Origin of the sequence: Psychrobacter sp. T6-5, from assembly GCF_052258485.2 — a bacterium.
GTDB lineage: Bacteria > Pseudomonadota > Gammaproteobacteria > Pseudomonadales > Moraxellaceae > Psychrobacter.
Map to the genome: position 1 here is coordinate 1,155,947 of NZ_JBQQEY020000001.1, position 22,445 is coordinate 1,178,391.

The 22,445-nt window shown below is 44.1% G+C and carries 21 protein-coding genes; 11 read left to right on the plus strand and 10 right to left on the minus strand.

What is annotated here, in order from left to right:
* Positions 1–268: 268 nt before the first annotated feature.
* The 4 genes from rpsI to mrdA all read right to left on the minus strand — a co-directional run bounded on the left by rpsI (position 269) and on the right by mrdA (position 4,127).
* Positions 269–655, minus strand: coding sequence for a 30S ribosomal protein S9 (rpsI, locus tag ACTXGK_RS19645; RefSeq protein ID WP_058025929.1), 387 nt, complete (start codon positions 653–655; stop codon positions 269–271).
* A gap of 10 nt (positions 656–665) precedes the next feature.
* Positions 666–1,094, minus strand: coding sequence for a 50S ribosomal protein L13 (rplM, locus tag ACTXGK_RS19650; protein WP_201598506.1), 429 nt, complete (start codon positions 1,092–1,094; stop codon positions 666–668).
* A 253-nt stretch (positions 1,095–1,347) separates the two neighbouring features.
* The gene (gene rsmD, locus ACTXGK_RS19655) at positions 1,348–2,034 is read right to left on the minus strand and encodes a 16S rRNA (guanine(966)-N(2))-methyltransferase RsmD (RefSeq protein ID WP_443516496.1); all 687 of its coding nucleotides are present in this window, start codon (positions 2,032–2,034) and stop codon (positions 1,348–1,350) included.
* Between the two features lie 89 nt (positions 2,035–2,123).
* A complete protein-coding gene (gene mrdA, locus ACTXGK_RS19660) occupies positions 2,124–4,127 on the minus strand; it encodes a penicillin-binding protein 2 (RefSeq protein WP_443516498.1) in 2,004 nt (667 codons plus the stop codon).
* A 496-nt stretch (positions 4,128–4,623) separates the two neighbouring features.
* Here mrdA and ACTXGK_RS19665 point away from each other — a divergent pair, with 496 nt between their 5' ends.
* From ACTXGK_RS19665 to adk, 6 genes are all read left to right on the plus strand, one after another.
* Positions 4,624–5,958 (plus strand): DUF445 domain-containing protein, encoded by a 1,335-nt coding sequence (locus ACTXGK_RS19665; protein ID WP_443516841.1) that lies wholly within the window; start codon positions 4,624–4,626, stop codon positions 5,956–5,958.
* A gap of 303 nt (positions 5,959–6,261) precedes the next feature.
* Entirely contained in the window at positions 6,262–8,292 is a 2,031-nt protein-coding gene (locus ACTXGK_RS19670) for a heme lyase CcmF/NrfE family subunit (RefSeq protein ID WP_443516500.1), read from the plus strand.
* A 1-nt stretch (position 8,293) separates the two neighbouring features.
* Complete coding sequence (locus ACTXGK_RS19675) at positions 8,294–8,944, plus strand: DsbE family thiol:disulfide interchange protein (RefSeq protein WP_443516502.1); 651 nt, start codon at positions 8,294–8,296, stop codon at positions 8,942–8,944.
* 65 nt (positions 8,945–9,009) lie between these two features.
* On the plus strand, positions 9,010–9,498 hold the full coding sequence (locus tag ACTXGK_RS19680) for a cytochrome c-type biogenesis protein (protein ID WP_371532508.1): 489 nt from the start codon (positions 9,010–9,012) through the stop codon (positions 9,496–9,498).
* Positions 9,495–10,775 (plus strand): c-type cytochrome biogenesis protein CcmI, encoded by a 1,281-nt coding sequence (ccmI, locus tag ACTXGK_RS19685; RefSeq protein WP_443516504.1) that lies wholly within the window; start codon positions 9,495–9,497, stop codon positions 10,773–10,775. Before ACTXGK_RS19680 ends, ccmI begins: the two co-directional genes overlap by 4 nt.
* Before the next feature lie 388 nt (positions 10,776–11,163).
* The gene (gene adk / locus ACTXGK_RS19690; RefSeq protein WP_443516505.1) at positions 11,164–11,820 is read left to right on the plus strand and encodes an adenylate kinase; all 657 of its coding nucleotides are present in this window, start codon (positions 11,164–11,166) and stop codon (positions 11,818–11,820) included.
* A 243-nt stretch (positions 11,821–12,063) separates the two neighbouring features.
* On the opposite strand, the gene secB is transcribed toward adk, so the two are convergent.
* The 4 genes from secB to rsgA all read right to left on the minus strand — a co-directional run bounded on the left by secB (position 12,064) and on the right by rsgA (position 15,010).
* Positions 12,064–12,516: a protein-export chaperone SecB gene (gene secB, locus ACTXGK_RS19695; protein WP_057760989.1), complete on the minus strand. Its 453-nt coding sequence runs from the start codon at positions 12,514–12,516 to the stop codon at positions 12,064–12,066.
* Positions 12,517–12,697: 181 nt separating this feature from the next.
* The gene (gene grxC, locus ACTXGK_RS19700; protein WP_443516507.1) at positions 12,698–12,961 is read right to left on the minus strand and encodes a glutaredoxin 3; all 264 of its coding nucleotides are present in this window, start codon (positions 12,959–12,961) and stop codon (positions 12,698–12,700) included.
* A 328-nt stretch (positions 12,962–13,289) separates the two neighbouring features.
* Positions 13,290–13,745, minus strand: coding sequence for a rhodanese-like domain-containing protein (locus tag ACTXGK_RS19705; protein ID WP_443516508.1), 456 nt, complete (start codon positions 13,743–13,745; stop codon positions 13,290–13,292).
* 161 nt (positions 13,746–13,906) lie between these two features.
* Positions 13,907–15,010, minus strand: coding sequence for a ribosome small subunit-dependent GTPase A (gene rsgA, locus ACTXGK_RS19710; RefSeq protein ID WP_443516510.1), 1,104 nt, complete (start codon positions 15,008–15,010; stop codon positions 13,907–13,909).
* A gap of 233 nt (positions 15,011–15,243) precedes the next feature.
* On the opposite strand from rsgA, the gene orn reads away from it, so the two are divergent.
* Entirely contained in the window at positions 15,244–15,831 is a 588-nt protein-coding gene (gene orn / locus ACTXGK_RS19715; protein ID WP_201598474.1) for an oligoribonuclease, read from the plus strand.
* A 145-nt stretch (positions 15,832–15,976) separates the two neighbouring features.
* Here the strand turns inward: orn and ACTXGK_RS19720 are convergent, their stop codons facing one another.
* Both ACTXGK_RS19720 and ACTXGK_RS19725 read right to left on the minus strand, forming a co-directional pair.
* Complete coding sequence (locus tag ACTXGK_RS19720; RefSeq protein ID WP_443516512.1) at positions 15,977–16,864, minus strand: UDP-2,3-diacylglucosamine diphosphatase; 888 nt, start codon at positions 16,862–16,864, stop codon at positions 15,977–15,979.
* Between the two features lie 123 nt (positions 16,865–16,987).
* On the minus strand, positions 16,988–17,503 hold the full coding sequence (locus tag ACTXGK_RS19725) for a peptidylprolyl isomerase (RefSeq protein ID WP_058025915.1): 516 nt from the start codon (positions 17,501–17,503) through the stop codon (positions 16,988–16,990).
* 314 nt (positions 17,504–17,817) lie between these two features.
* Here ACTXGK_RS19725 and ACTXGK_RS19730 point away from each other — a divergent pair, with 314 nt between their 5' ends.
* The 4 genes from ACTXGK_RS19730 to ACTXGK_RS19745 all read left to right on the plus strand — a co-directional run bounded on the left by ACTXGK_RS19730 (position 17,818) and on the right by ACTXGK_RS19745 (position 22,200).
* Positions 17,818–19,557: a glutamine--tRNA ligase/YqeY domain fusion protein gene (locus ACTXGK_RS19730; protein WP_443516514.1), complete on the plus strand. Its 1,740-nt coding sequence runs from the start codon at positions 17,818–17,820 to the stop codon at positions 19,555–19,557.
* A gap of 162 nt (positions 19,558–19,719) precedes the next feature.
* Positions 19,720–20,472, plus strand: a complete 753-nt coding sequence (locus tag ACTXGK_RS19735) for a phospholipase D family protein (protein ID WP_443516515.1) — start codon at positions 19,720–19,722, stop codon at positions 20,470–20,472.
* A gap of 204 nt (positions 20,473–20,676) precedes the next feature.
* Entirely contained in the window at positions 20,677–21,315 is a 639-nt protein-coding gene (locus ACTXGK_RS19740) for a peroxiredoxin (protein ID WP_443516517.1), read from the plus strand.
* A gap of 222 nt (positions 21,316–21,537) precedes the next feature.
* On the plus strand, positions 21,538–22,200 hold the full coding sequence (locus ACTXGK_RS19745; protein ID WP_443516518.1) for a glutathione S-transferase family protein: 663 nt from the start codon (positions 21,538–21,540) through the stop codon (positions 22,198–22,200).
* Positions 22,201–22,445: the final 245 nt, after the last annotated feature.

Below are 22,445 nucleotides of genomic sequence, written 5' to 3' on the forward strand. Positions count from 1 at the left end.
TATTGATATGATGGGGTAGGCTCAAACGCTTTGCAAGTGAGAATGTTTATAAGGTTTTTACTTTGCAGTGTTAATATAAAGTATGTATATCGATAGCTATTGCAATAAGAGATAACCATACGACCTATAGGCCAACCAGCAGGCATAAAAAAACCTTATAAGCTGTGGCCAGCTTATAAGGTTTTGCAAAACGCTTCTCTTACTTGAGTTTGCTACCATCGCTCCGAGAAAAAGACAACAGTAGCAAAAAGATAAGAAAGTGCTTTGATTAACGTTTTGAGAACTGTGGACGTTTACGTGCTTTACGTAGACCCAGTTTCTTACGTTCAACTTGACGTGAATCACGAGTAACAAAACCAGCTGCTTTTAGGGCAGGCTTCAAAGTTTCGTCAGCTTCGATCAATGCACGTGTGATGCCGTGGCGGATTGCGCCAGCTTGACCACTGATACCACCGCCTGCAACAGTGACATATAAGTCATATTGGTTAGCAGAGTCTAGTAGTTCTAATGGCTGACGAACAACCATGCGTGAAGTTTCACGGCTGAAGTATTCGTCTAATGGCTTACCGTTAACAACGATACTACCAGTACCTTTTGATAAAAAGACACGAGCAGTAGACGTCTTGCGGCGACCAGTTCCGTAATTGCGTTCCATAAGTATATCCTTAGATGTCTAGTTCTTTAGGTTGCTGTGCAGTATGTGGATGTTCAGTACCCGCATATAGTTTCAGCTTCTTGATCATCGCATAGCCAAGAGGGCCCTTTGGAAGCATACCCTTAACTGCTTTGTGTAGAACATCTTCAGGCTTATGTGCAATCAGCTTTGTGAAGTTGGTTTCTTTAATACCACCTGGGTAGCCGCTGTGACGATAGTACTTTTTGTCTTGCGCTTTCTTACCCGTTACCGCGATTTTTTCTGCGTTGATGACAACAATGAAGTCACCAGTATCTACGTGCGGAGTATAAGAAGGCTTGTGCTTGCCACGTAAGCGACTAGCGATTTGAGTGGCTAAGCGACCAAGGGTTTTGCCGTCAGCATCTACGACATACCAGTCATGGGTCACTTCAGCTGGTTTTGCACTAAGTGTTTTCATGATAAAACCTTAAAATTAGAATTCGTTGAGAGTTTAGCTGGGAACGGGGCTCTCAAAAAACAGACTGCACATTATAAGCAGTAGCGCCTACGCTTGCAAGCTGCATTGGGGTTTATTTTCGCCTTTATACATTAAACTGCAGCGTTTGGCCAGTTTTTAAGCGGTTTTAAACATTTTTACAGGTATTGAATGGTTTTACTAAATATTGCTTATTACACAATAACTAACGATGCTTTTAGATATTGCTGTGCAATTATGACGGTGACAGCTGATAAAGTCCAGCGACAACTTGTCCAACTTTGGTTTGTTTCAAGCATTCAAAGCGGATTGTCTGCTGAGTTGTCTCTAGTTGGGTGTCCCGATTTTCATTAAGCCTCTCTTCTAGTTGCTCAAGCTGAGGTGTTAAATCTTTATCCGCTTCTAAGTAAATCAGCGTTGATTGGTCAATCAATGCATTGGTAATCAACGCACTCAAAATAGGCTGCCATAAATCCTGAGCATAAGGTGGATCAATGAAGACAATGTCAAAAGGGCGCTCAGTCAGTTGGTGTTGACTCAGCACTTGCTCGGCAGTACCAGTGATGACTTGATAAGTAGCCGGATCGAGGCGTAGCTGCTCGGCACTCTGACGTAGCATGTTGCTCTGTATAGTATTAATTTCGATAAAAGTGGTGTGAGCGGCGCCGCGGGACAATGCCTCAAACCCTAATACGCCACTACCAGCACAGCTATCGAGCACGCGTGCACCATGAATATCAGCCAGTAGCCAGTTAAATAGCGTCTCTCGCAAGCGGTCGGGCGTTGGGCGCAGGCCATCTGCCTCGATGAAGCTGACAATACGGCGCTTGAACTGCCCGCCAATGATACGCACATCACCGGCTGCGGCACTTTTTGCTTTAGGGTTCTTTTTTGCTGTGCGCCCGCTTGTAGATTTTTTCATGCTAGAGTCTCTTTTATTATCTTTTCTCTGAGGCGTCTCTACTTAATAGATATAACGGTTAATGATTAAAAATGTCTATTAAAATGTCGCTATTCAGAGGTGGCTGCTACTGTTTGTGCCTCTGCCTCTGCCTCTGCCTCTGCCGCTTCCTGTTCTGCTAACGCCTTTGCTTCTTTTTCACGCAAGGCATCCTTCATGGCTTTTTCAAAAGCCTTTTGACGCTTGATAACTTTGAGCTCATCGGCTGAAGGGGGCAATATCGGATCAGTTTTGCGTTGTAGCATCCAGTAATCAAATAGGGCACGGCCAATAGGAGCGGCAGTCGTACTACCACCACCACCGTTTTCGACCAATACGGCAAGTGCAATCTGTGGATCTTCTACGGGCGCAAAGCCATTGAACCACGCATGATCCCAATGACGCTTATCGATTGCCGATTTATCATAGCGTTTGCCTTGAGCGATAGACTTCACCTGTGCGGTACCGGTTTTGCCAGCGATACGATAGCGCGGGGTATAGATGCCGCGACCTGTGCCGTTTTCTACCACGCTTTCCATCGCAGCATGCATACGTAGCCAGTCAGAAGGCTGACCGTTGTATTCAATTTTGCCATCTGGTTTGGTGATCACTTTTACATCTGCCGCGCCGTCGCTGCTTTTTAGCAAATGCGGTGTAATATGATTTCCTTTATTTGCGGTCATGGCTGTGGCGTTGGCAATCTGTAGTGGCGTTGCCAAGAAGTAGCCTTGTCCAATGCTGACAGAGATGGTTTCACCCGGTAGCCAGTCTTTATCGTAAGTGTCTTTTTTCCATTTCGGTGACGGCATAATGCCTGATTTTTCATTAGGAAGATCAATACCTGTCTTGTCACCAAAACCAAAGCGTACCATCCAGTCGTGCAGACGCTGAATGCCCATCTCATAAGCCAGTTTATAATAGTAAGTATCAACCGACATTTGGATAGATTTTTTCAAATCAACCGTACCATGACCTCCGCGCTTCCAGTCACGGAATCGATGAGTGTCTCCTGGTAAACTAAAATAGCCGGGATCATAAATAGTACTGTTCCAATCTCGCAAGCCGTAGTGAATACCGCCTAGACCTTCAAATGGTTTGATGGTCGAGCCAGGTGGGTAAGTGCCTTGGAGCGCACGATTATATAGCGGCTGATCAAGGTCTTCCCGCAGCGCATCATAGTCTTTGAAGGAGATACCTGAGATAAAAGGGTTTGGGTCATAGCTTGGGTTACTGACAAATGCCAGCACGTCGCCGTTTTTGGGATCTATTGCGACGATTGCACCGCGGCGTCCATCCAGCTGCTGTTGGGCGATCTTTTGCAGCCCATAATCTAAGCTCAACGTGATATCGTTACCAGAGGTAGGCGGTTTGGTGTCCAATTGACGCAAGATGTTGCCGTGAGCATCTGTTTCTACTGACTGGTAGCCTGGTTGCCCAAGCAAAATATCTTCGTAATAGTCTTCAATACCAATTTTACCAATCAGATCAGTACCTGCATAGCGGTCCTTATCAATACGCTTAGACTCTTTATCGTTAATACGACCAACGTAACCGATAACATGAGCAAACAGCTCATCATAGGGATAATCACGCGTCAGCTTACTTTGGATAGAGACACCGCGAAAGAACGGCTTACGCTCACTAAACTGAGCCAGCTGCGCCTCTGTTAAGTCGATTTTGATGGTCACAGGGTCGTTTTTGTTTTTGCTTAAGCGCGCCAAAATATCTGTGATGTCTTCTTCTGTCAAATCAAAGATAGGGGCTAACAAGTTGAGAGTGCGCTCAGGGTTGTCAATCTCGTCAGGACTTAGCATGGCGGTAAAGACTGGCTGGTTATCCGCCAAAATGATTCCATTACGATCATAAATATAACCGCGGCTAGGCGGTGCAGATATGAGCTTGATACGGTTGTTGTCTGCCTGCGTGGTGTACTTATCATGAGCATAGACTTGCAAATAACCATAACGCGTTATCAGGCCGCCCAAACCCAGCAATATTAAAATCCCAAAGATAATAATACGGTTGGTAAAGGTACTGTTGACCTGTTCGGTATTGGGAGTTAGCGGTTTATTCATAGAAAATCAGAGCCCAATCGGTCAGTGAGTCAATAAAAGCAGGATACATGGGCGGGTTAGTTAACCAAAGTGCGGTGAGTCTAAAGGATAATACAAAGGATTTCAATCACATAGCGCTATATGATCTAAAATCAACGTGCATCGATTTGTACGTAGATGGTGTCTATCGTTTGACTACAAATTATAACAGAACAAATGAGAAGGCGCAGTACTCAGCCACTTATTTTGTTGTGACCATACCCTATATAAGCGATGAGCTATATTAATCCCTTTATTCTCAGATGCAGGGCAGAAATGTGTCATCTTTAGTCACAACTTGCTAAGGGTCTACATGTGCTAATAAATGGCAAGTATGCTAAAATCAGGCGATTTATTTATATATAGCAGTTATTATGGGCAGAGCGTCTTTTTGAAACGTTCTAATTTTGCTAACGGCTTGTTATCGGTAACGACAATATTAGCAACGACAATCAACCTGTCAGGAACTAGAGAAGTCATGGACGTAAATTCATTGTGGCAGACGATAACTGAGCACCCAGAGTTTTTTGCCATGCTGACCATTCCACCAGTGACGGCATTCGTCACTTGGGTACATGTGTGGATGGCGCTCAAGATGCTGTTTTATCCGATTAAGTTTTGGGGTATTCGTATTCCAAACTTCCCATTTTTTGGGTTGCCGGGTATCGGCTGGCAAGGTATTGTCCCACGTAAAGCGGGTAAAATATCGGGTGTTATCGTTGATCAGACATTGTCAAAGCTCGGTTCGCTGGATGAGTTTTTTAAAGCGATGGAGCCTGAGCAAATGGCGCTATTTGTCACTGATACGGTTGACAAAAACCTTGAGCCGTTGATTGATGAGATTATGCTCGATCATTCACCTGCATTATGGGGTAACCTGCCTTATGCCCTAAAGCGCCGTGTCTATGCCCAAGCCCATAAAGAGCTGCCTAATATTATGCAGTCGCTGGTGACAGATTTGACTTATCATGTCGAAGATTTGGTCGATATGCGTAAGATGATCGTTAATACGATGGAGAACGATCGTCGTCTGATGGTCAATATGTTCTTAAAAGTCGGTCAAAAAGAGATCGATTTTATTTGGCATATCAGTGCTTTGATTGGGTTAGTGTTTGGTATTATCCAGATGTTTATATTTTTGGTGGTGCCGCAGCACTGGACTGTACCGTTTTTTGCCGCGATCTGGGGGTTCTTGACCAATTGGATTGCCATTTGGATGGTATTTAACCCAGTAGAGCCGCATTTTATCCCGTATTTGAAGCTTTTTTCGGTACAGAGCCGCTTCCCCTTTATCAAGCCAGTCATGCCTCATATCGCAAGGTATCGTCTGCAAGGTGGCTTTATGAAGCGCCAAGAGGAAGTGTCTGAAGTTTTTGCTGAGATTGTGGTAAAAGATTTGGTTACCCTTGAGAACATCATGAACGAGATGATGTATGGTGATCGCTCAGCACAAACTCGTGAATTGATGAAATCACACCTATATACGGTACTAGAGTCACCAGTAATCAGCACGACATTACGTGTGGGATTGGGCCGCCGTGATTATGGGCAGCTGAAAAATACCATTATTGATAAATCGATTGTGGCAACGATGGTACCGCTGCGTGATCCTGAGCTTAATGAAAGTCGAGCCAGTAAAATATTTGGGCTGTTTCGCGATAGAATACGTGCGCTGACGCCAAATGAGTTTCAGAATCTACTGCGTCCAGCTTTTCGTGAAGATGAGATGACCTTGATTGTCTTGGGTGGTTTGACTGGATTTTTGGCAGGGTGGCTGCATCTTGTGCTGGTGTTCTTTCCCTCGATGCAGTAATACTGATATCGTGAGTAATAAAACAGTGATAAGTATTTTTAAATGGTAACAAGCAACAATATCTAATAAAGTTTGGACAAATAAAAGAATATAAAATCAACCATAATTAAGCATTTTGTATCAACCATTCAGATTGATACGTCACAATGATAGTAGCGGGTTTTAGGTGCTTCTACAGCTATCGAAACCTCAGTTTTTAACCGTAAACTATGACCGCATAAAGGACTATTTAGCGTTTGCCAGTGGCTTACAATGCCATCGGTGAACCCTTAATGGTATCCAAGGTAAACAAGGTTAGACCGTATGTTAATCACAGAATTGGGTTATTTTGCCTTGCTGGCCGCTTTTATACTGGCGATTTTGCAGGTGGTACTACCAACCATTGGTGTCATGCGCGACCATGTCGCTTGGCAACGTCTAGCACCAAGTCTTGCATGGGCGCAGTTTGCGGCCATGATCATATCATTTGCTGCACTGATGGCAGGCTTTTATTACAACGACTTTAGTCTTGTCTACGTCACGCAGCACTCCAATACGTTGCTGCCTTGGTATTACAAGCTGTCTGCAACGTGGGGCGGGCATGAAGGGTCATTGCTACTGTGGATGACCATTATGGCCACTTGGTGTGCGCTGGTCTCTTATTTCAGTCGTGGGTTGCCGCTGTCCATGCGTGCGCGTGTCCTTGTGATATTGGCAGGCGTACAGATGATGATGCTAGCGATGCTGATCTTTACCTCATCGCCATTTGATCGTACCTTGCCCAATTTGCCAGTTGATGGCGCGGATTTAAACCCTGTCTTGCAAGATTTTGGTTTGATTATTCATCCACCGATGCTCTACATGGGTTATGTGGGTATGGTCGTGCCATTTGCTTTTTGTATGGCAGCGTTGTGGGAAGGGCGCTTGGATGCGGTCTGGACACGCTGGTCACGTCCGTGGGCATTGGCGGCTTGGGGCTTCTTGACGGTCGGTATCGCACTTGGCTCATGGTGGGCTTATTATGAGCTCGGCTGGGGCGGCTGGTGGTTTTGGGATCCAGTAGAGAACGCGTCACTGATGCCATGGCTGGCGGGTACGGCATTACTACATTCGCTTGCGGTCACTGAAAAGCGCGGTGTGTTCAAAGCATGGACGATCATGCTTGCTATTTTTGCATTTGCGCTAAGTTTGCTCGGTACATTCCTCGTCCGTTCAGGCGTTATTACTTCAGTCCATTCATTTGCTGCTGACCCGACGCGTGGTCTCGTTATTCTAGCCATTCTTGGCGTGATTATCGGCGGTGGTCTGCTGATGTTTGCAGTACGTGGTTGGCGCTTGACGGTTGAGAGTCAGTATCGCTTGATCTCACGCGAGTCATTCTTGGTGATTAATAACGTCATTATTCTGATTTCGACCTTGGTTGTCCTACTTGGTACGCTGTATCCTATTATTGCTGATTCTTTTGGCTTGGGTCAGGTGTCTGTTGGCCCTCCATATTTCAATGCGTTATTTGTGCCATTGACATGGTTGCTATTGGTAGCGATGGGTATGGGCTCCAATATTCGCTGGAAGCAAGACAGTCGTCCGTTATTGGGTGCTGGCATGGTGATAGCCGTGAGCAGTTTGGTATTGGCGGCGATCATCGCGTATTTTACCAGTCCATCAGCGATGCTAAACATTGGCGTCACGCTAGCGGTGAGCTTTTGGGTGCTGTTATGGATGGTTGTCGATTTAAGAGACAAGACCAAAAACGCACCGAGCCGATTAAGTGGACTACGTCAACTGCGTCTGAGCTATTGGGGTCAACAAACCGCTCATATCGGGGTGCTCGTTGCGGTCATCGGTGTGGCATTTACTACGACGCTGAGTATTGAGCGTGATGTAGCGCTGGGACCAAATGATAGTGTTAATGTCCAAGGTTATGACTTTACGGTAAATGGCTTCCGAGAAGTAAAAGGCAGTAACTTTGACGCCACGCAAGCTGAGGTGACGGTTAGCAAAAATGGTCAGGCTGTGACAACACTACATCCCGAAAAGCGTAATTATATTATCAGTATGATGCCGATGACTGAAGCGGCGATTGATGCCAGTCTGATGCGTGATGTGTATGTTGCACTTGGTGAGCCAATTGCTGAGGACAGCAACGAGTGGGCGTTCCGTATCTATGTCAAACCGCTCATTCGCTGGATATGGTTAGGTGCGCTCATTATGGCGTTTGGTGCATTGCTTAGCATGTTAGACAATCGTTACCGTATTAAGAAAACCAGAACACCTGCGCAAATCGCCGCCAAAAAATCAGGCTTTGCTACGGTGGCAGATTTGGAATCGCAAGCTATCAAGACAGGGGATCAGTAACATGACGACCTCAAACAATGCACCTGATAAACAGACTCAGCAAAGCAATAAGAATACCAAACGCAAAAAGTCGCTTAAGTTATGGTTTTTGATTCCTCTGGTGATTTTTATTGGTCTGGTTGCCATGCTGTATATGCGCTTGGGCAAACCGACGGATATCGTGACGAACACAGCACTTGAGCGTCCAGTACCCGCTTTTGAGCTGCCATTGTTGTCAGATACCAGTCGTATCATGACCAATGATAACCTGCCTGATGAGCCGTTCTTGATGAATATCTGGGGATCATGGTGTCCTACTTGCATCATCGAGCATCCTTTTTTAATGAAATTGGAGGAGCGCGGTGTGAACTTGGTAGGCGTAAACTACAAAGATGACATTGGTAATGCACTCGGATACCTGAACAAAGGCGGCGATCCCTTTTCGATGTCTATTCAGGATCTATCGGGGCAGTTTGCTTTAGATTTGGGCCTGACTGGCGCGCCTGAGACTTTTGTCGTCGATGGTGAAGGGGTTATTCGTCAGCATATTATCGGTGAGGTCAATGAGAGCAACTGGCAAAGCCGTATCGCGCCTTGCTTGATGGTGCTTAATGACGCCAATAATAATGGCGTCAGTTTAGAGCCAAGTCAGGTTGAGGAGGCGTGTCAATGATAGCCTATCAAATAAAATCCGTTACGATAAAATTAGCAAGCTTGCTTATCGCTTGTCTATTCAGTATGGCTAGTTTTGCTGCTATCGACGTCTATGATTTTGACTCTGTACAGCAAGAGGCACAGTATCGCGGCCTTATCGAAGAGCTGCGTTGTCCAAAATGTCAAAACCAAAATCTAGCAGGCTCTGATGCCCCAATTGCCCAAGACTTAAAGCAAAAAACCTACGATTTGGTCAAAGATGGTCGTAGCGATGGTGAGATTCGTGCCTATATGCAGGAACGTTATGGCGACTTTATCAGCTATAAGCCACCAGTGCGTCCTTCAACGTGGATCTTATGGTTTTTCCCACCATTATTGCTCATTATCTTGTTAGTAGGTTGGTTTTGGCAAAGCAAACGACGTCAGCTTGTTGCTAGTGGTGCAAGCGGCATGACAGCAGACAGTACCGCTGAGGCACTGTCTGTTGCCGAAAAAGCGGAGCTTGAGCGCTTATTATCACGTGCTGATAATAAAGACGATCATGATATTACAAGCCTTGGGGGCAAAAAATGACCATATTTTCTACGGTTGGCTTATTTATTGCGCTAAGCCTACTTACCGCCTTATTGCTTGCTGTTATAGCTATCAAACCATGGTTGAGAGCACCGCGTACGCATAGTAAGCCTTTGGACAATCAGCTATTAGATATCAACGTTGCCGTATTTCGTGAGCGCTTAGCAGAGCTGAAAACAGATAAAGATAGCGGCATCATTGATGACCATCACTATCAAAACCAAAAACTTGAGCTTGAACGCCAGCTTTTGGATGCTCAGCGTGAAGTCGCACCTATGGTGACGCCTGGTATTAAGAGTCGATTGATTATCGTCGTCTGGGTGCCCGTATTAGCCGCTATGGCATACTTGATGGTCGGAGATCGCACGCCTGTATTCGAGCTTTGGGCAAGCGAAGACAAAGTTGGTCAAGTGGCGGATGATTTATTAACTGGCAAGATTGACCAGCCGCCTGCTTGGGCGATCGAAGATGGCAATCAGCTGATTAGTGCCATGCAGACCAATGTCTATCGCCATGCGTACGATTACAACCGTTGGATGCGCCTATCAGAGTTGTTCTTATCATTAGAGGCGACCGATTCAGCATTAGAAGCATTATCACGTGCTTATCGTTTGTCACCTGATAATGAAGAGATTGCGATTACTTACGCGCAGATTAATTTCTTTGCTAATAAGGGTCAGTTAGACGAAAATAGTCGCCGAGTGCTAGAAACTGTATTGGCCAAAAACCCACAGCATGAAGGCGCGCAAATGCTCATGGCAATGGGTGAGGCGCGAGCGAATAACTTTGATCAAGCACAAGGCTGGATCAAACGCTTGCGTGACAGTATTTCTGCCAAACCAGGCGATCATACGCAGGCGCTATCAAGCCTAGATGAGCTCAGTGCCAATGTGACCATGCAGCAGCAACAAGCCTCTGAAGGTATCGAGGTGACCGTTAAGATCAACTCAAGCCTACTGCCATTGGTCAAAGCGGATGACGTGCTGTTTGTGGCGATTCGTGATGTGAATGGTGGCCCGCCATTTGCAGCTAAACGTTTACCGATTACTGCTATCAAACAAGGTGAAGCTACTATTAGCCTAAGTGATCTTGATGCCATGATGCCAGGGCGCACCCTAGGATCTGCTCGATCTGACAAAGTACAGTTAGCTGTCATCGCTCGTATTAGCCATAGTGGTACAGCCATCGCAGAATCAGGAGACCTATCAGGCAATCCTGTGGTGATTAGTGCTGATCAGAATCAGGTAAATGTAGAAATTAATCAACAGATTCCTTAGGGCATATCTTCAATTCAATCGATGGTTATCTAAATGGGCTAAAAATGGCTAAATTTTGCCAAACCGCGTCAAATAGGGGGTTAATATCTCGATATTATCTACACTATTTTCCTTGTTTGACGGCAATTTATCTCATTTTTATTACCATTTTTAAAATGAAGACACGCCCTAGTATTAGGAGTTATTATTGTCAGTATTTTTCATATAAATGCTGTTGACCACAAAAGGGCTAACAGCATTATATGAACAGCTAAGTTATAGCAACTTATGACCCTAATTAGAAAAAAACTTGAGGTTTGCAGGGTCACAAGGTAAGGTGTCTTGGCAATCAGTTAATCCCTAAGTGTTAATAATCCTAAAATCCCATTTAATTCAGGAGAATCGTGTAATGATGCGTATTATTTTGCTAGGTCCACCAGGCGCCGGTAAAGGTACTCAAGCCCAGTTTATTTCTAAGGAGTATGATATTCCTCAGATATCGACGGGTGATATGCTACGTGCTGCTATCAAAGAAGGCAGCGAGCTTGGCAAAAAAGCCAAAGATATCATGAATGCTGGTGGCCTGGTTTCTGATGACCTCATTATCAATCTTGTAAAAGAGCGTATCGCTAAGCCTGATTGCGCCAATGGTTGTATTTTTGATGGTTTTCCACGTACTATTCCTCAAGCGCAAGCACTTGCTGATGCTGATGTTGCCATCAATCACGTGGTAGAAATCAGTGTGCCTGATGATGAAATCGTGAGCCGCTTGTCTGGCCGTCGTCAGCATCCAGGTTCAGGCCGCGTTTATCATGTTAATTACAACCCGCCAAAGGTTGAGGGCATCGATGACGTGACTGGCGAGGCGTTGATCCAGCGTGAAGACGACCAAGAAGCGACTATCCGCGACCGTCTATCGACTTACCATGAGCAAACATCTGCATTGGTTGGTTTTTATCAAGAAAAAGCCACCGAGGGCGCAGATGCACCAAACTACGATAAGTTTGATGGCACGCAAGACATCGAAGAGGTTAAGCAGCAGATTTTGTCTGCGCTGAAAGGCTAATGTTCGATTTTGGCTAATTAATTTAGCCAGTCGATATAGTCATTAGAAACCCTGTTTCATTACAGGGTTTTTTTATGGCTGATATTTATATATTGGATAATTTTATCTTCTATAAAAAGCATTCAGCATATTGCTGACTCATGATTGAAAATCACTCACAAAAAAACCGCTTACTCATCATAAGTAAACGGCTCTTTCATCAAACATACTACTTATAAAGCTAGCATATTTATGATTTAAAAATTATGCATTACCTTGGGCATCAACTTGCGCTTGTTGCTGGCTTTGTGCGTACGCTTGATCAAAGTTCACAGGTGCAAGCAATAGCTGCGGGAAGCTACCACGCGTCACGATGTCGCTGATGACTTCACGAGCATATGGGAACAGCACGTTAGGGCAGTATGCACCTAGGATTTGACCGATTTGATCTTCTGGAATGTCTTTTAGCAAGAAGATACCTGCTTGATGTACCTCAGCGATGAATGCTGCTTCTTCAGCATTTTTTGCGGTTACGCTTACGGTCAAGATGATTTGATAATGATCATCATCTAATTTTTCAGCGTTGCTAGACAAGTTGATATCAAGCTCTGGGTTCCACTCTTTGGTGAATACGCTAGCGCCTGGGACTTCAAGTGACATATCTTTTACATAGATGCGTTCTAGCGCCAATTGTGGTTGTGCTTGTTCTTCAGCCATGATAAATCCTCTAAAATTGAATCAAGTAATGGGGAAAACGGTTGTTCTAATAAAAAGTCATTGTAATATAAACTAAGCGTGTAGCTCGATATTTTTTAACCTTACTTTTTATTACGGTTTCCAAGCTTGCCACTGTCTATCTTTACATAAATAAAGACAGGCAGTAAAGCAAGGTAGCAGATTAACCTGCTAATAGCTCGTCAAGTTTGCCTTGTTGGTTCATTTGGTTGAGCTCATCAAAACCGCCAACAAAGGTGTCACCAACAAAGATTTGTGGCACAGTACGGTAGTTATTGGTTTTTTTCATGAGTTCTTGGCGATCTTCTCGGCTCATATCGTGCATGCCAATCTCTTCATAATCAACACCTTTGGTTTTTAGCAGTTGTTTGGCGTTTGAGCAGTATGGGCAGATAGGCGTGGTATAAACTTTAACAGGTACAGTCATGGTTAATCCTTATTTATAAATTTATGAGATAACAGCGCTATTATAGATAGCATAATAAATTATCATAGTCTAAGCGTTGATATCATCTGTTATCAATGAGTAAAGTGTAGATGCATTTGGTTATGCTCACTACTAAAGTGGGGATGGGGACAACAAATTCAAGCCAATGAAATCTAAAATAGCGTGTTTTGAACATGTTGTCGCTTGATAAGTTTTGTCACGTCATAAATATCGCATAAAAAAAGACACCTGTTGATAAGGTGTCTTTTTTTGAGCTTCTATCAAGTCGTCGTTATGACTGACTAAGCGCCATATCCCAGCAAGTTAACTATTTGTGTAGACTTGGCTTGGCTTTACCTTTGGTCTTTGTTTTGGCATCTTTTACACCAACTAGTGGCATACCAGCGCCTTGCCAACCGCCAACACCGCCCTCTAGGCGATAGACACTGTCTTTACCAATCATCTGAATGGCTGCGCCTGCTTGCACGCCCATATCACAGATGATAATCACTGGCTGCTCAATCGCGCGAATCTCTTCTAAGCGCTCTTTGAGGTCAGTGAACGGTATGTTGCGGCTGCCTTGAATATAGCCTGATTCAAACTTCTTCTTGGCGCGAATATCGATCAGCTGCGCGTTTTGAGAGTTGACCATCATGCCAAGGGTGTTGGGCGATATTTTTCTACCGCTACGTTTGTTTTCAATGGTAAAAAACAGGATAGCAAGTACGGCTAATATACCAAATAAAAACGGGTGGTTGCCCACAAATTCCAGCGCACGATCCAAACCATACCTCCAAAAAAATAAGTGTTCTATTAGGCTGAGAAGCCAGCCCAATGATATTGAACAAGGCGCTATTATACCGATAAGGTCATCTATAGTAAACGGGCGATGACACGGTCAATAATCAAGCCTGTATTTTACCTTTGAAATGACGTTAGTTGGGTTTAATAAGGCTTAGTATCAGCTTCCTCTTGTAGCGTCACGAGATTTTCAACGCGGCGCTGTAATACGGTACCGTCAGCCACGGCTTCCCATAGTGCACAGCCTTTGCTGTTATGGGTGTGGCGACAGTCACGGAACTGGCAGTTACCGGCTAATGGCGCCAGTTCAATGAAGCCTGAGATGATATCGTCAGGCGTCAGGTGCCAGATGCCATATTCACGAATACCTGGTGTATCAACGATGCCGCCTTGGGTCAGATCATCTGGGTTAAATGGCAACAGTCGACTGGTCGTGGTGGTATGTTGACCAAGCTTAGAGTTTTGCGAGATGATATTGACGCTTTGACCAGACTCTGGGAGTAGGGCATTGATTAAGCTGCTTTTGCCAACACCAGATTGTCCTGCAAAAATGACCAACTTTTTATCTATGTAGCGTTTTAACTCATTAAGGCCTTCTTGTTCGTCACTCTCGGCGATATTTTCAGGACAATCGACTGAGGTCAACACGCTTTCATAACCAAGTGCGGCATACTGTGCCAATAATTCATTGGTATCGACGCCGTTTTCTTGTGCCAACAGATCGGCTTTGTTAAGTACTAGTAATGGTTTGACACCCGCATGGTGGCATACCACCAGATAGCGATCGATCAGCGTTGGCGCGGCAGCAGGCAATGGGGCAAAGACAATAGCAAGAATATCGACATTGGCAGCGACAGGTTTGAGCTTATGATAGCGGTCAGGGCGAGAGACCAATGAGGTACGCGGTTTAACGGCTTCGATACGCCCAAAGCCTGTGTTGGAGTCGGCACTCCAGCGCACTTGATCCCCTGCAGCTAGCATCGGCAAGTTAGTGCGTACATGGCAGCGCCAAATATCGCCGAGCTCAAGTGTTTGCCAAAACGGCTCCGGATCATCAGGGGCTATCTCTGGCTGCTCAGGTATCACCGCAGGTAGGCTTGTGACTTGTACCTCTAGTTGCTTACCGTAATGTGCCATGACCACGCCATCCATCAAACTGTCATCAATACTATCTTGATTGGACAGTTGCTGCTTGTCGATGCGACGAATCTGTTGTTTGGTCAGTTTGCGTTGCCGGATTAATGCCATGGGTTTTTGACCTATTATAAAAATATTGCTAAGTGTAGCGTGAAAATTTGCTAACATACAGCCTAAAGCGTCTGCGGCAGACAGTGGTTTTGTAATATTGTACGACTCTATAGGTTTTCTGAACCGAGTAACGCGTTTCAATGCTGTCTGAGCACGGGTGTCTACGTGTAATACGTTTTTTCAATTGTTTTTCTAAAATTGCTTTTTCAAAATTATGAATGATAGGATATTTTATGGCTACCGGTGACCATCCCAATAAGATTAAGATCAAAAATCAAGGTAAAAAAGGGCTGGTGTGGATTGATTTAGAAATGACCGGACTTGATACCTTAAACGATGAGATTATCGAGATTGCCACCGTCGTGACTGACGAAGATTTGAATGTACTTGCCGAAGGGCCTGTGTTTGCGATCAAGGTATCGGATCAAGTCTTAAATAAAATGGATGACTGGAATACCAAGCAACATGGTCAGTCAGGATTGGTCGATCGTGTGCGTCGTAGTACCGTGACATTGGCAGAAGCGGAAGCTGAGACTATCAAGTTCCTAAACAAATGGGTTGATAGTGGCAAGTCACCAATGTGTGGTAACTCTATCTGCCAGGATCGTCGCTTTATGGCGCGCCAAATGCCAGAGCTTGAGCGCTTCTTTCATTATCGTAACCTTGATGTGTCGTCAATTAAAGAGCTATGTTTTCGCTGGCGTCCTGATATCTTAAAGAATTTCGAAAAAGGTGGCAGTCATTTAGCCTTAGATGATATTCGTGACTCTATCCGTGAGCTAAAGCATTACCGTCAGCATTTCTTTAAATTAATGGATTAGATAGCGAGCGATAAGCAGTGCAAGAATGTAGTGAACGTAAAAAGGGTCTGTTGAACTATCAACAGACCCTTTTTGTATTGAAAAGATATTTTTTAAGGTGCATTGTTTAAAATGCCATTAAGTTTAAAACGCCATTAAACGCGCTTTAGCGAACAAGAAATTCAAACTCGTACAACTCAAACTCAGTATTATTACTGCTTAAATCATTACTATTGACACGGTCATTTGAATGCTGGTCATCTGTCACTGCACCAATCACCGCACTGACTTTAGGCTGTCGAGCGTCTTTATCTAACAATCGCCAGTCGCCAAGCACATAGCGTTTTTTGTCAGCGGTGACGTGATGGATATCGGGACGGTGGGTATGTCCATGCAATAAGGCATCGCTGTCAGTAATGGCCTGACGTACGGCCTCATCATTCACATCCATGATATAAGCCGCTTTGTTAGCATTGTTCTGCTGGCTTTTTTTACGCATGTTGTCTGCGATGGCTAAGCGTTTTTCTAATGACTTATTAAGCAAATACCACTGGGTCAGACGATTACGCATAACTTTGCGAAAGAACTGATATTTCTTATCATCGGTACATAGCGCATCACCGTGCTCTAAGCGATAATTCTGCTGACCAACAGGCAAAGTATACGGTTCGTTGATAAGCTCTCCACCGAATAGATTACAAAACGGCTGTCCTAACAGAAAGTCACGGTTACCGTGCATGACCAATATCTCACAGCCATTGATACGTAGCTGTTTTAGCTTTGCAATCAATGGGGTTAGCCAATGCGTTATTTGTTCATCCTCTGACCTTTTTTCTTTTAATAGTGATAAATACATATCATCACCTAGCCACACCTCAAACCAATCACCCAATATAAAGAGGCGTTTGAGCACTGGCAGGGCAAGACAGTCATCAAGCAGCGCCAAAAAAGCCTGCACTAAGGCAGGCTCCTGAGGCGATAAATGCAAATCGCTAATCAATACTTGCCGCACTTGATGAGGGCGGGTCGTGATTAAGTGATTAAAACGTTGCATTTATCTTTGTCCTCATGACTTATCGTATAGCGAGCATGATTTAATAAACTCTATTAAAAAATGCTCGCTCATTCACAGCTATCGCTAAGTAACTATTACAGAGTAGCTGCTGTTGAGTGGCTACTACTGAGTAATGATGGTCGCTGAGTTGATGACAACTGGCTCTTTTGGCACATCAGCATGCATGCCAAAACGACCGGTTGGGACGCCTTTCATTTTTTCGATTACATCCATACCGCTAGTTACTTTACCAAATACCGTGTAACCCCAACCTTGCATGTTTTTGCCAGAATGGTTTAGGAAATCGTTGTCTTTTACGTTGATGAAGAACTGGCTAGTTGCTGAATGCGGATCTTGGGTACGCGCCATTGCGATAGTACCTTTATCATTTTTCAAACCATTGTCCGCTTCGTTTTCGATAGGCGCGTTGGTTGGTTTTTCATTCATCTCAGCGTCCATTCCGCCGCCTTGAATCATGAAACCATCGATAATACGATGGAAAATTGTACCGTCATACTGACCAGATTTTACATAGTTCAAAAAGTTTTCTACGGTCTTTGGTGCTTTTTCTTCGTTGAGTTCGATAACGATCGCACCCATATTGGTGTCAAGTTCTACTACTGGTGGCATGTCTACCATGGGATATTCCTTTTTGATTGCAGCGCCTTAAATGACGCTGTCAAGTGGTGGTTAAAAATTGGTGGTTAAAAAGTTACGGGTAGTCTAACGGCTTTTTTATCCCGTGTCATGTATCAGGCTGTTAATGCGTTTGCAAAAGCTGATAGAATAACGCAACTTTACCCATTTTTGATCAGCTTTGACAAATTTTGATAATGCGGTCGCACTATCTGAGTTTTTATATCCCAATTTATTTTAATAATTTATTTTGAACGTTTTGTGATGCGTGATGGCACGTATTACAAATTGACAATTTGCGTTAGGAGCAATACCCGATGAGTGAGCACTCAAGCAACAATGCACAAAAAGACGAAGCAAAAAACGACTTTATTCGTAATATCATTCGTGACGATGTCAATGCGCAAAGATACCAGCAAATTGTCACACGTTTTCCGCCTGAGCCAAACGGCTACTTGCATTTAGGTCACGTCAAATCTATCTGCCTAAACTTTGGCGTGGCCAAAGAGTTCGGCGGTGTGTGCAACCTGCGTTTTGATGACACCAACCCAACTGCAGAAAAACAAGATTTTATCGATAACATCGAAAATGATGTGAAGTGGCTCGGTTTTGAGTGGGCAGGCGAGGCGTACCACGCATCAAGTTATTTTGAGCAGTTACATGCATGGGCAATACAGTTAATCGAGCAAGGCGATGCCTATGTCGATTTGCAAACGCCTGAGCAGATTCGCGATAACCGTGGTTCATTCAATGAAGCAGGGACGCCGTCTCCGCAGCGTGATGCTAGCGTTGAGGAAAACCTAGCCCTTTTCAATGATATGAAAGACGGTAAGTACGCTGAAGGCAAAGCAGTGCTGCGCGCCAAGATCGATATGGCCAGCCCAAATATGAACCTGCGTGACCCTGTTATCTATCGTGTAATGCATCAATCTCATCATCAGACAGGTGATAAATGGTGCATTTATCCAATGTATGACTTCGCGCATCCACTCTCTGATGCGCTCGAAGGTATTACCCATTCACTATGTACGTTAGAGTTTGAAGACCATCGTCCATTCTATGATTGGGTTATCGCCAAGATCGGCTTTGATGTGCCGCCGCATCAGTACGAGTTTAGCCGCTTAAATGTGGATCATACATTGACCAGTAAGCGTAAGCTTAAGCAGCTCGTCGATGAAGGCATCGTGAGCGGTTGGGACGATCCTCGTATGCCGACCGTCGCTGGTATGCGCCGCCGTGGTTATACGCCAGAGGGCTTGCGTGATTTTTGTGAGCGTGTGGGTGTGACCAAAGCGGATAGCGTGGTTGATTTTCGCTTATTGGAATTCAGCGTCCGTCAGTCATTAGAGACGACAACTGGTCGCGGCATGGCGGTACTAAAGCCATTAAAAGTGACGATCACTAACTTTAGCGAGGCGGTAAGCAGTTGGGAGTCGCAAAAAGCCGATAGCGTCAATGCACGTTTTGACGATGCGACGCAGACGCTTTGGTTGACGCAGCCGAACCATCCTAACGTGGATATGGGTGAGCGTGAGATTCCGTTTACCGAGACTTTATATATCGATCAAGGTGATTATGAGATTGAACCGCCAGCAGGCTACAAGCGCCTATCACCAGAAAAGCCAGAGATTCGTCTGCGTAACACTTACGTGCTAGCCGTCACTGAGCATATCACTGATGAAAATGGCAATGTCGTTGAGCTAAAAGCGACGATTGATCCTACTACGTTGGGTAACAATCCTGAAGGCCGCAAGGTCAAAGGCGTGATTCATTGGGTATCAGCCAGTCAAGGTGTACCAGCGACCGTGCGCATGTATGAGCAGCTATTCAGTGCTGAAGACCCAAGTAGCGTCGCTGATGTCCATCAAGCGCTAAATCCTGACTCGCTCACTGAGCTAAATGCAGTGGTTGAGCCATCTTTAGCCAATGCTGACGCTGGCACGCGTTTCCAGTTTGAGCGTGAAGGGTACTTTATCACCGATAGCGAAGATCACAGCACTGATAAACCAGTCTTTAACCAAATCGTTAGCTTGCGCGATAGCTATAAGCCAGCGTAATCTGTATTGGCTCAGTCTCTAAAAATTTCATTGCTAAAATGATGTTTTGAAACAATACTGAACAATAGTAGTTTGCAAGCAAGTCCATTTCTAGTACGCTAGGGATGGGCTTTTTTGTGAATAATTATAAATTTTTCGACGGTAATATCTGAGGAAGTGGACATGGCAAAATTTTTGAATAGCAGTGGGACGACTTATCATTTAGAAGAGTTGATTAAAAATGCGTCTGATCGGTTGATTATTATTAGCCCTTATTTGAAGCTGAATGAACGCATTAAAGAGCTGCTAGAAGATCGCAACCGTCTAAAAATTGATATTCGTATTGTCTATGGCAAAAATGACCTGCATCCAGAAGAAATAAATTGGTTAAAAAACCTAACGTTTATTCGTACCAGCTTTTGCAAAAACTTGCATGCGAAATGCTACCTGAATGAAAACGAGTGCATTATTACCAGCTTGAACCTTTACGAATTTAGCCAAGTCAATAATAATGAGATGGGCGTACTGATTTATCGTAATGATGATGCCAAGCTTTATGCTGATACTTATGAAGAAGCGCAACGCATTATTCGTATCAGTGATGAAGTTAGGATGTCTCTTGAAAAAGTGAGTGAATCTGAAAGCAAGCCTGACTCTAATACCAAAACAGCAAGCACGACGTCTCAGTCGCCAGTAATGTCGACGACGCCTGCAACCGAAACCACACCTAATTATTCTAAACTAACCACCGCCAAGCTTGCTAAGGAATTAGGTCTCAAGACCCAAGAGTTAAATGATAAGTTGCTTGCAGCGGGTTACTTAGAAGCGCAAGATGGTGAATTGGTATTGACTGATGCTGGGCGTGTGGCTGGTGGCGTGAGTAAAAAAGGCAAGTTTGGTGAGTTCTGCTTATGGGATGCAGGGATGGTGGTTTAATAAATAATCGATATATCTACTTAGGGTTAAATGGAATAACCGCATTACAATCCGTCACAAGACATTCATAACCAGTTTGTTACTATAAAGTCAGTTTTTACGGATGTGCTTTACATTTTTATGGCGAGCACGTCGATGATAATAATAGAGCGCGAGGCCAACGGGTCAATACAAGCGTTCATCAACATAGCTAAGGAATAAAGCATGGCACATTTACGTTTAGGCGATACCGCACCAAACTTTGACGCTGCAACCACAGAAGGCGATATTAATTTCCACGAGTGGGCAGGCGATCATTGGGTCGTTTTTTTCTCGCATCCAGCAGACTTTACGCCAGTATGTACCACTGAGCTTGGTCGTGCAGCTGCACTGAATGGCGAATTTCAGAAGCGCAATGTAAAACCAATCTGTATCTCTGTCGATAGCTTAGAAGACCATAAAGCGTGGGCGAGCGATATTGGTGAGACCCAAGGCACAGATATGAACTTCCCGATCATTGCTGATCCTAACAAAGAAGTCGCTGAGCTATATGACATGATGCATCCTAACGCAGATAGCACGCATACGGTACGCAGCGTTTTTATCATTGATCCAAACAAAAAAGTGCGTCTAACGCTGACGTATCCGGCCAGTTGTGGTCGTAACTTTGATGAAATTATCCGTGTTATTGATGCATTGCAATTGTCAGATGAATATAACATCGCGACGCCTGTAGACTGGAAAGATGGTGATGACGTAATCATTCCACCAAGTGTCAAGAACGAAGATATTGCTGCCAACTATCCAAAAGGTCACAAGGAAATCAAGCCGTACCTACGTACGACACCAGCCCCTAATAAATAACTGGACTGGTTGCATAAATATGATTAAATAAAGCCCCGTGACTTAAAGTTATGGGGCTTTTGCTATTTTTGCTTGATGAGTAATAAGCCTTTGCCATGACGGTCAGAGTAAGCTATAACTATGGTATTGAGTATCAATAGATAGGTGCTCATTAGTGCTACCATCATAATAAAGCGTATCAGCGCTAAATTTCTATTCAATCATTCTTACAAGGAGTTTACCATGAAAAAATTATACGTCACCCGTACAGCACCCAACCCGCGTAAAGCCCTTATCCTATTGGCATCAAAAGGAATTGATGTTGATGATATGGATGACATCGATGTGATTGATATTGATTTTGCCAAAAATGAGCAGATGTCAGATGAATTTACCAAAATAAATCCGATGCAGACAGTCCCTGTCTTAACATTAGACGACGGTACCGTACTCAATGACTCACAGGCGGTCTGCGAGTATCTGGATCGCGTTTACGGTGAGCGTTCCGTTATGGGCAATGACGTGATACAGCGTGCCCAAGTGTGCTCGATGCGCCGTATTGCTGAGTTTGAGGTGATGTATAATTTGATGCTAGCGTTTCAGCACAGTCATCCATCCAAAGCGCAGCGGGTCGAACAGGTACCAGAATTTGTTGCACCATCAATTGCCCGTGCTGTCAAAGCCATGGGGTATTTTGAGACAATCCTAGAAGGTCGTGAGTATCTGGTGGGTGAGCAATTGAGCTTTGCTGACATCGTGCTGTATTTGGGCTTAGATTTTGGTAAAGTGCTCAAGGTTGATCCTAATGAGCAAGGCAAAAACCTAGCCCGTTTTTATCAAATGATGAATGAGCGCTTCAGCATTAAGAACATGGCTAAAGCTAAGCCTGTGGAAACCAATGATTAGATAAAGAGATACATCGCAAGTTCTATTTTTTTAGATGCTTGCTTCTTAAAGATAATATCGGGGATAGCTAATATGTGTTAGCTATCCTTTTTTTGTCCATGAAATGAATGACATTAGATAGCAAAATAATAAAAGAATTTAAAACATAATAAAAATCAACATTTTATTACATAAGCTAATAATGCTCGGTCTATAGTGGTTAATCTAACGTGATTATAATAATCATATTCCAAAATAGTTAATTA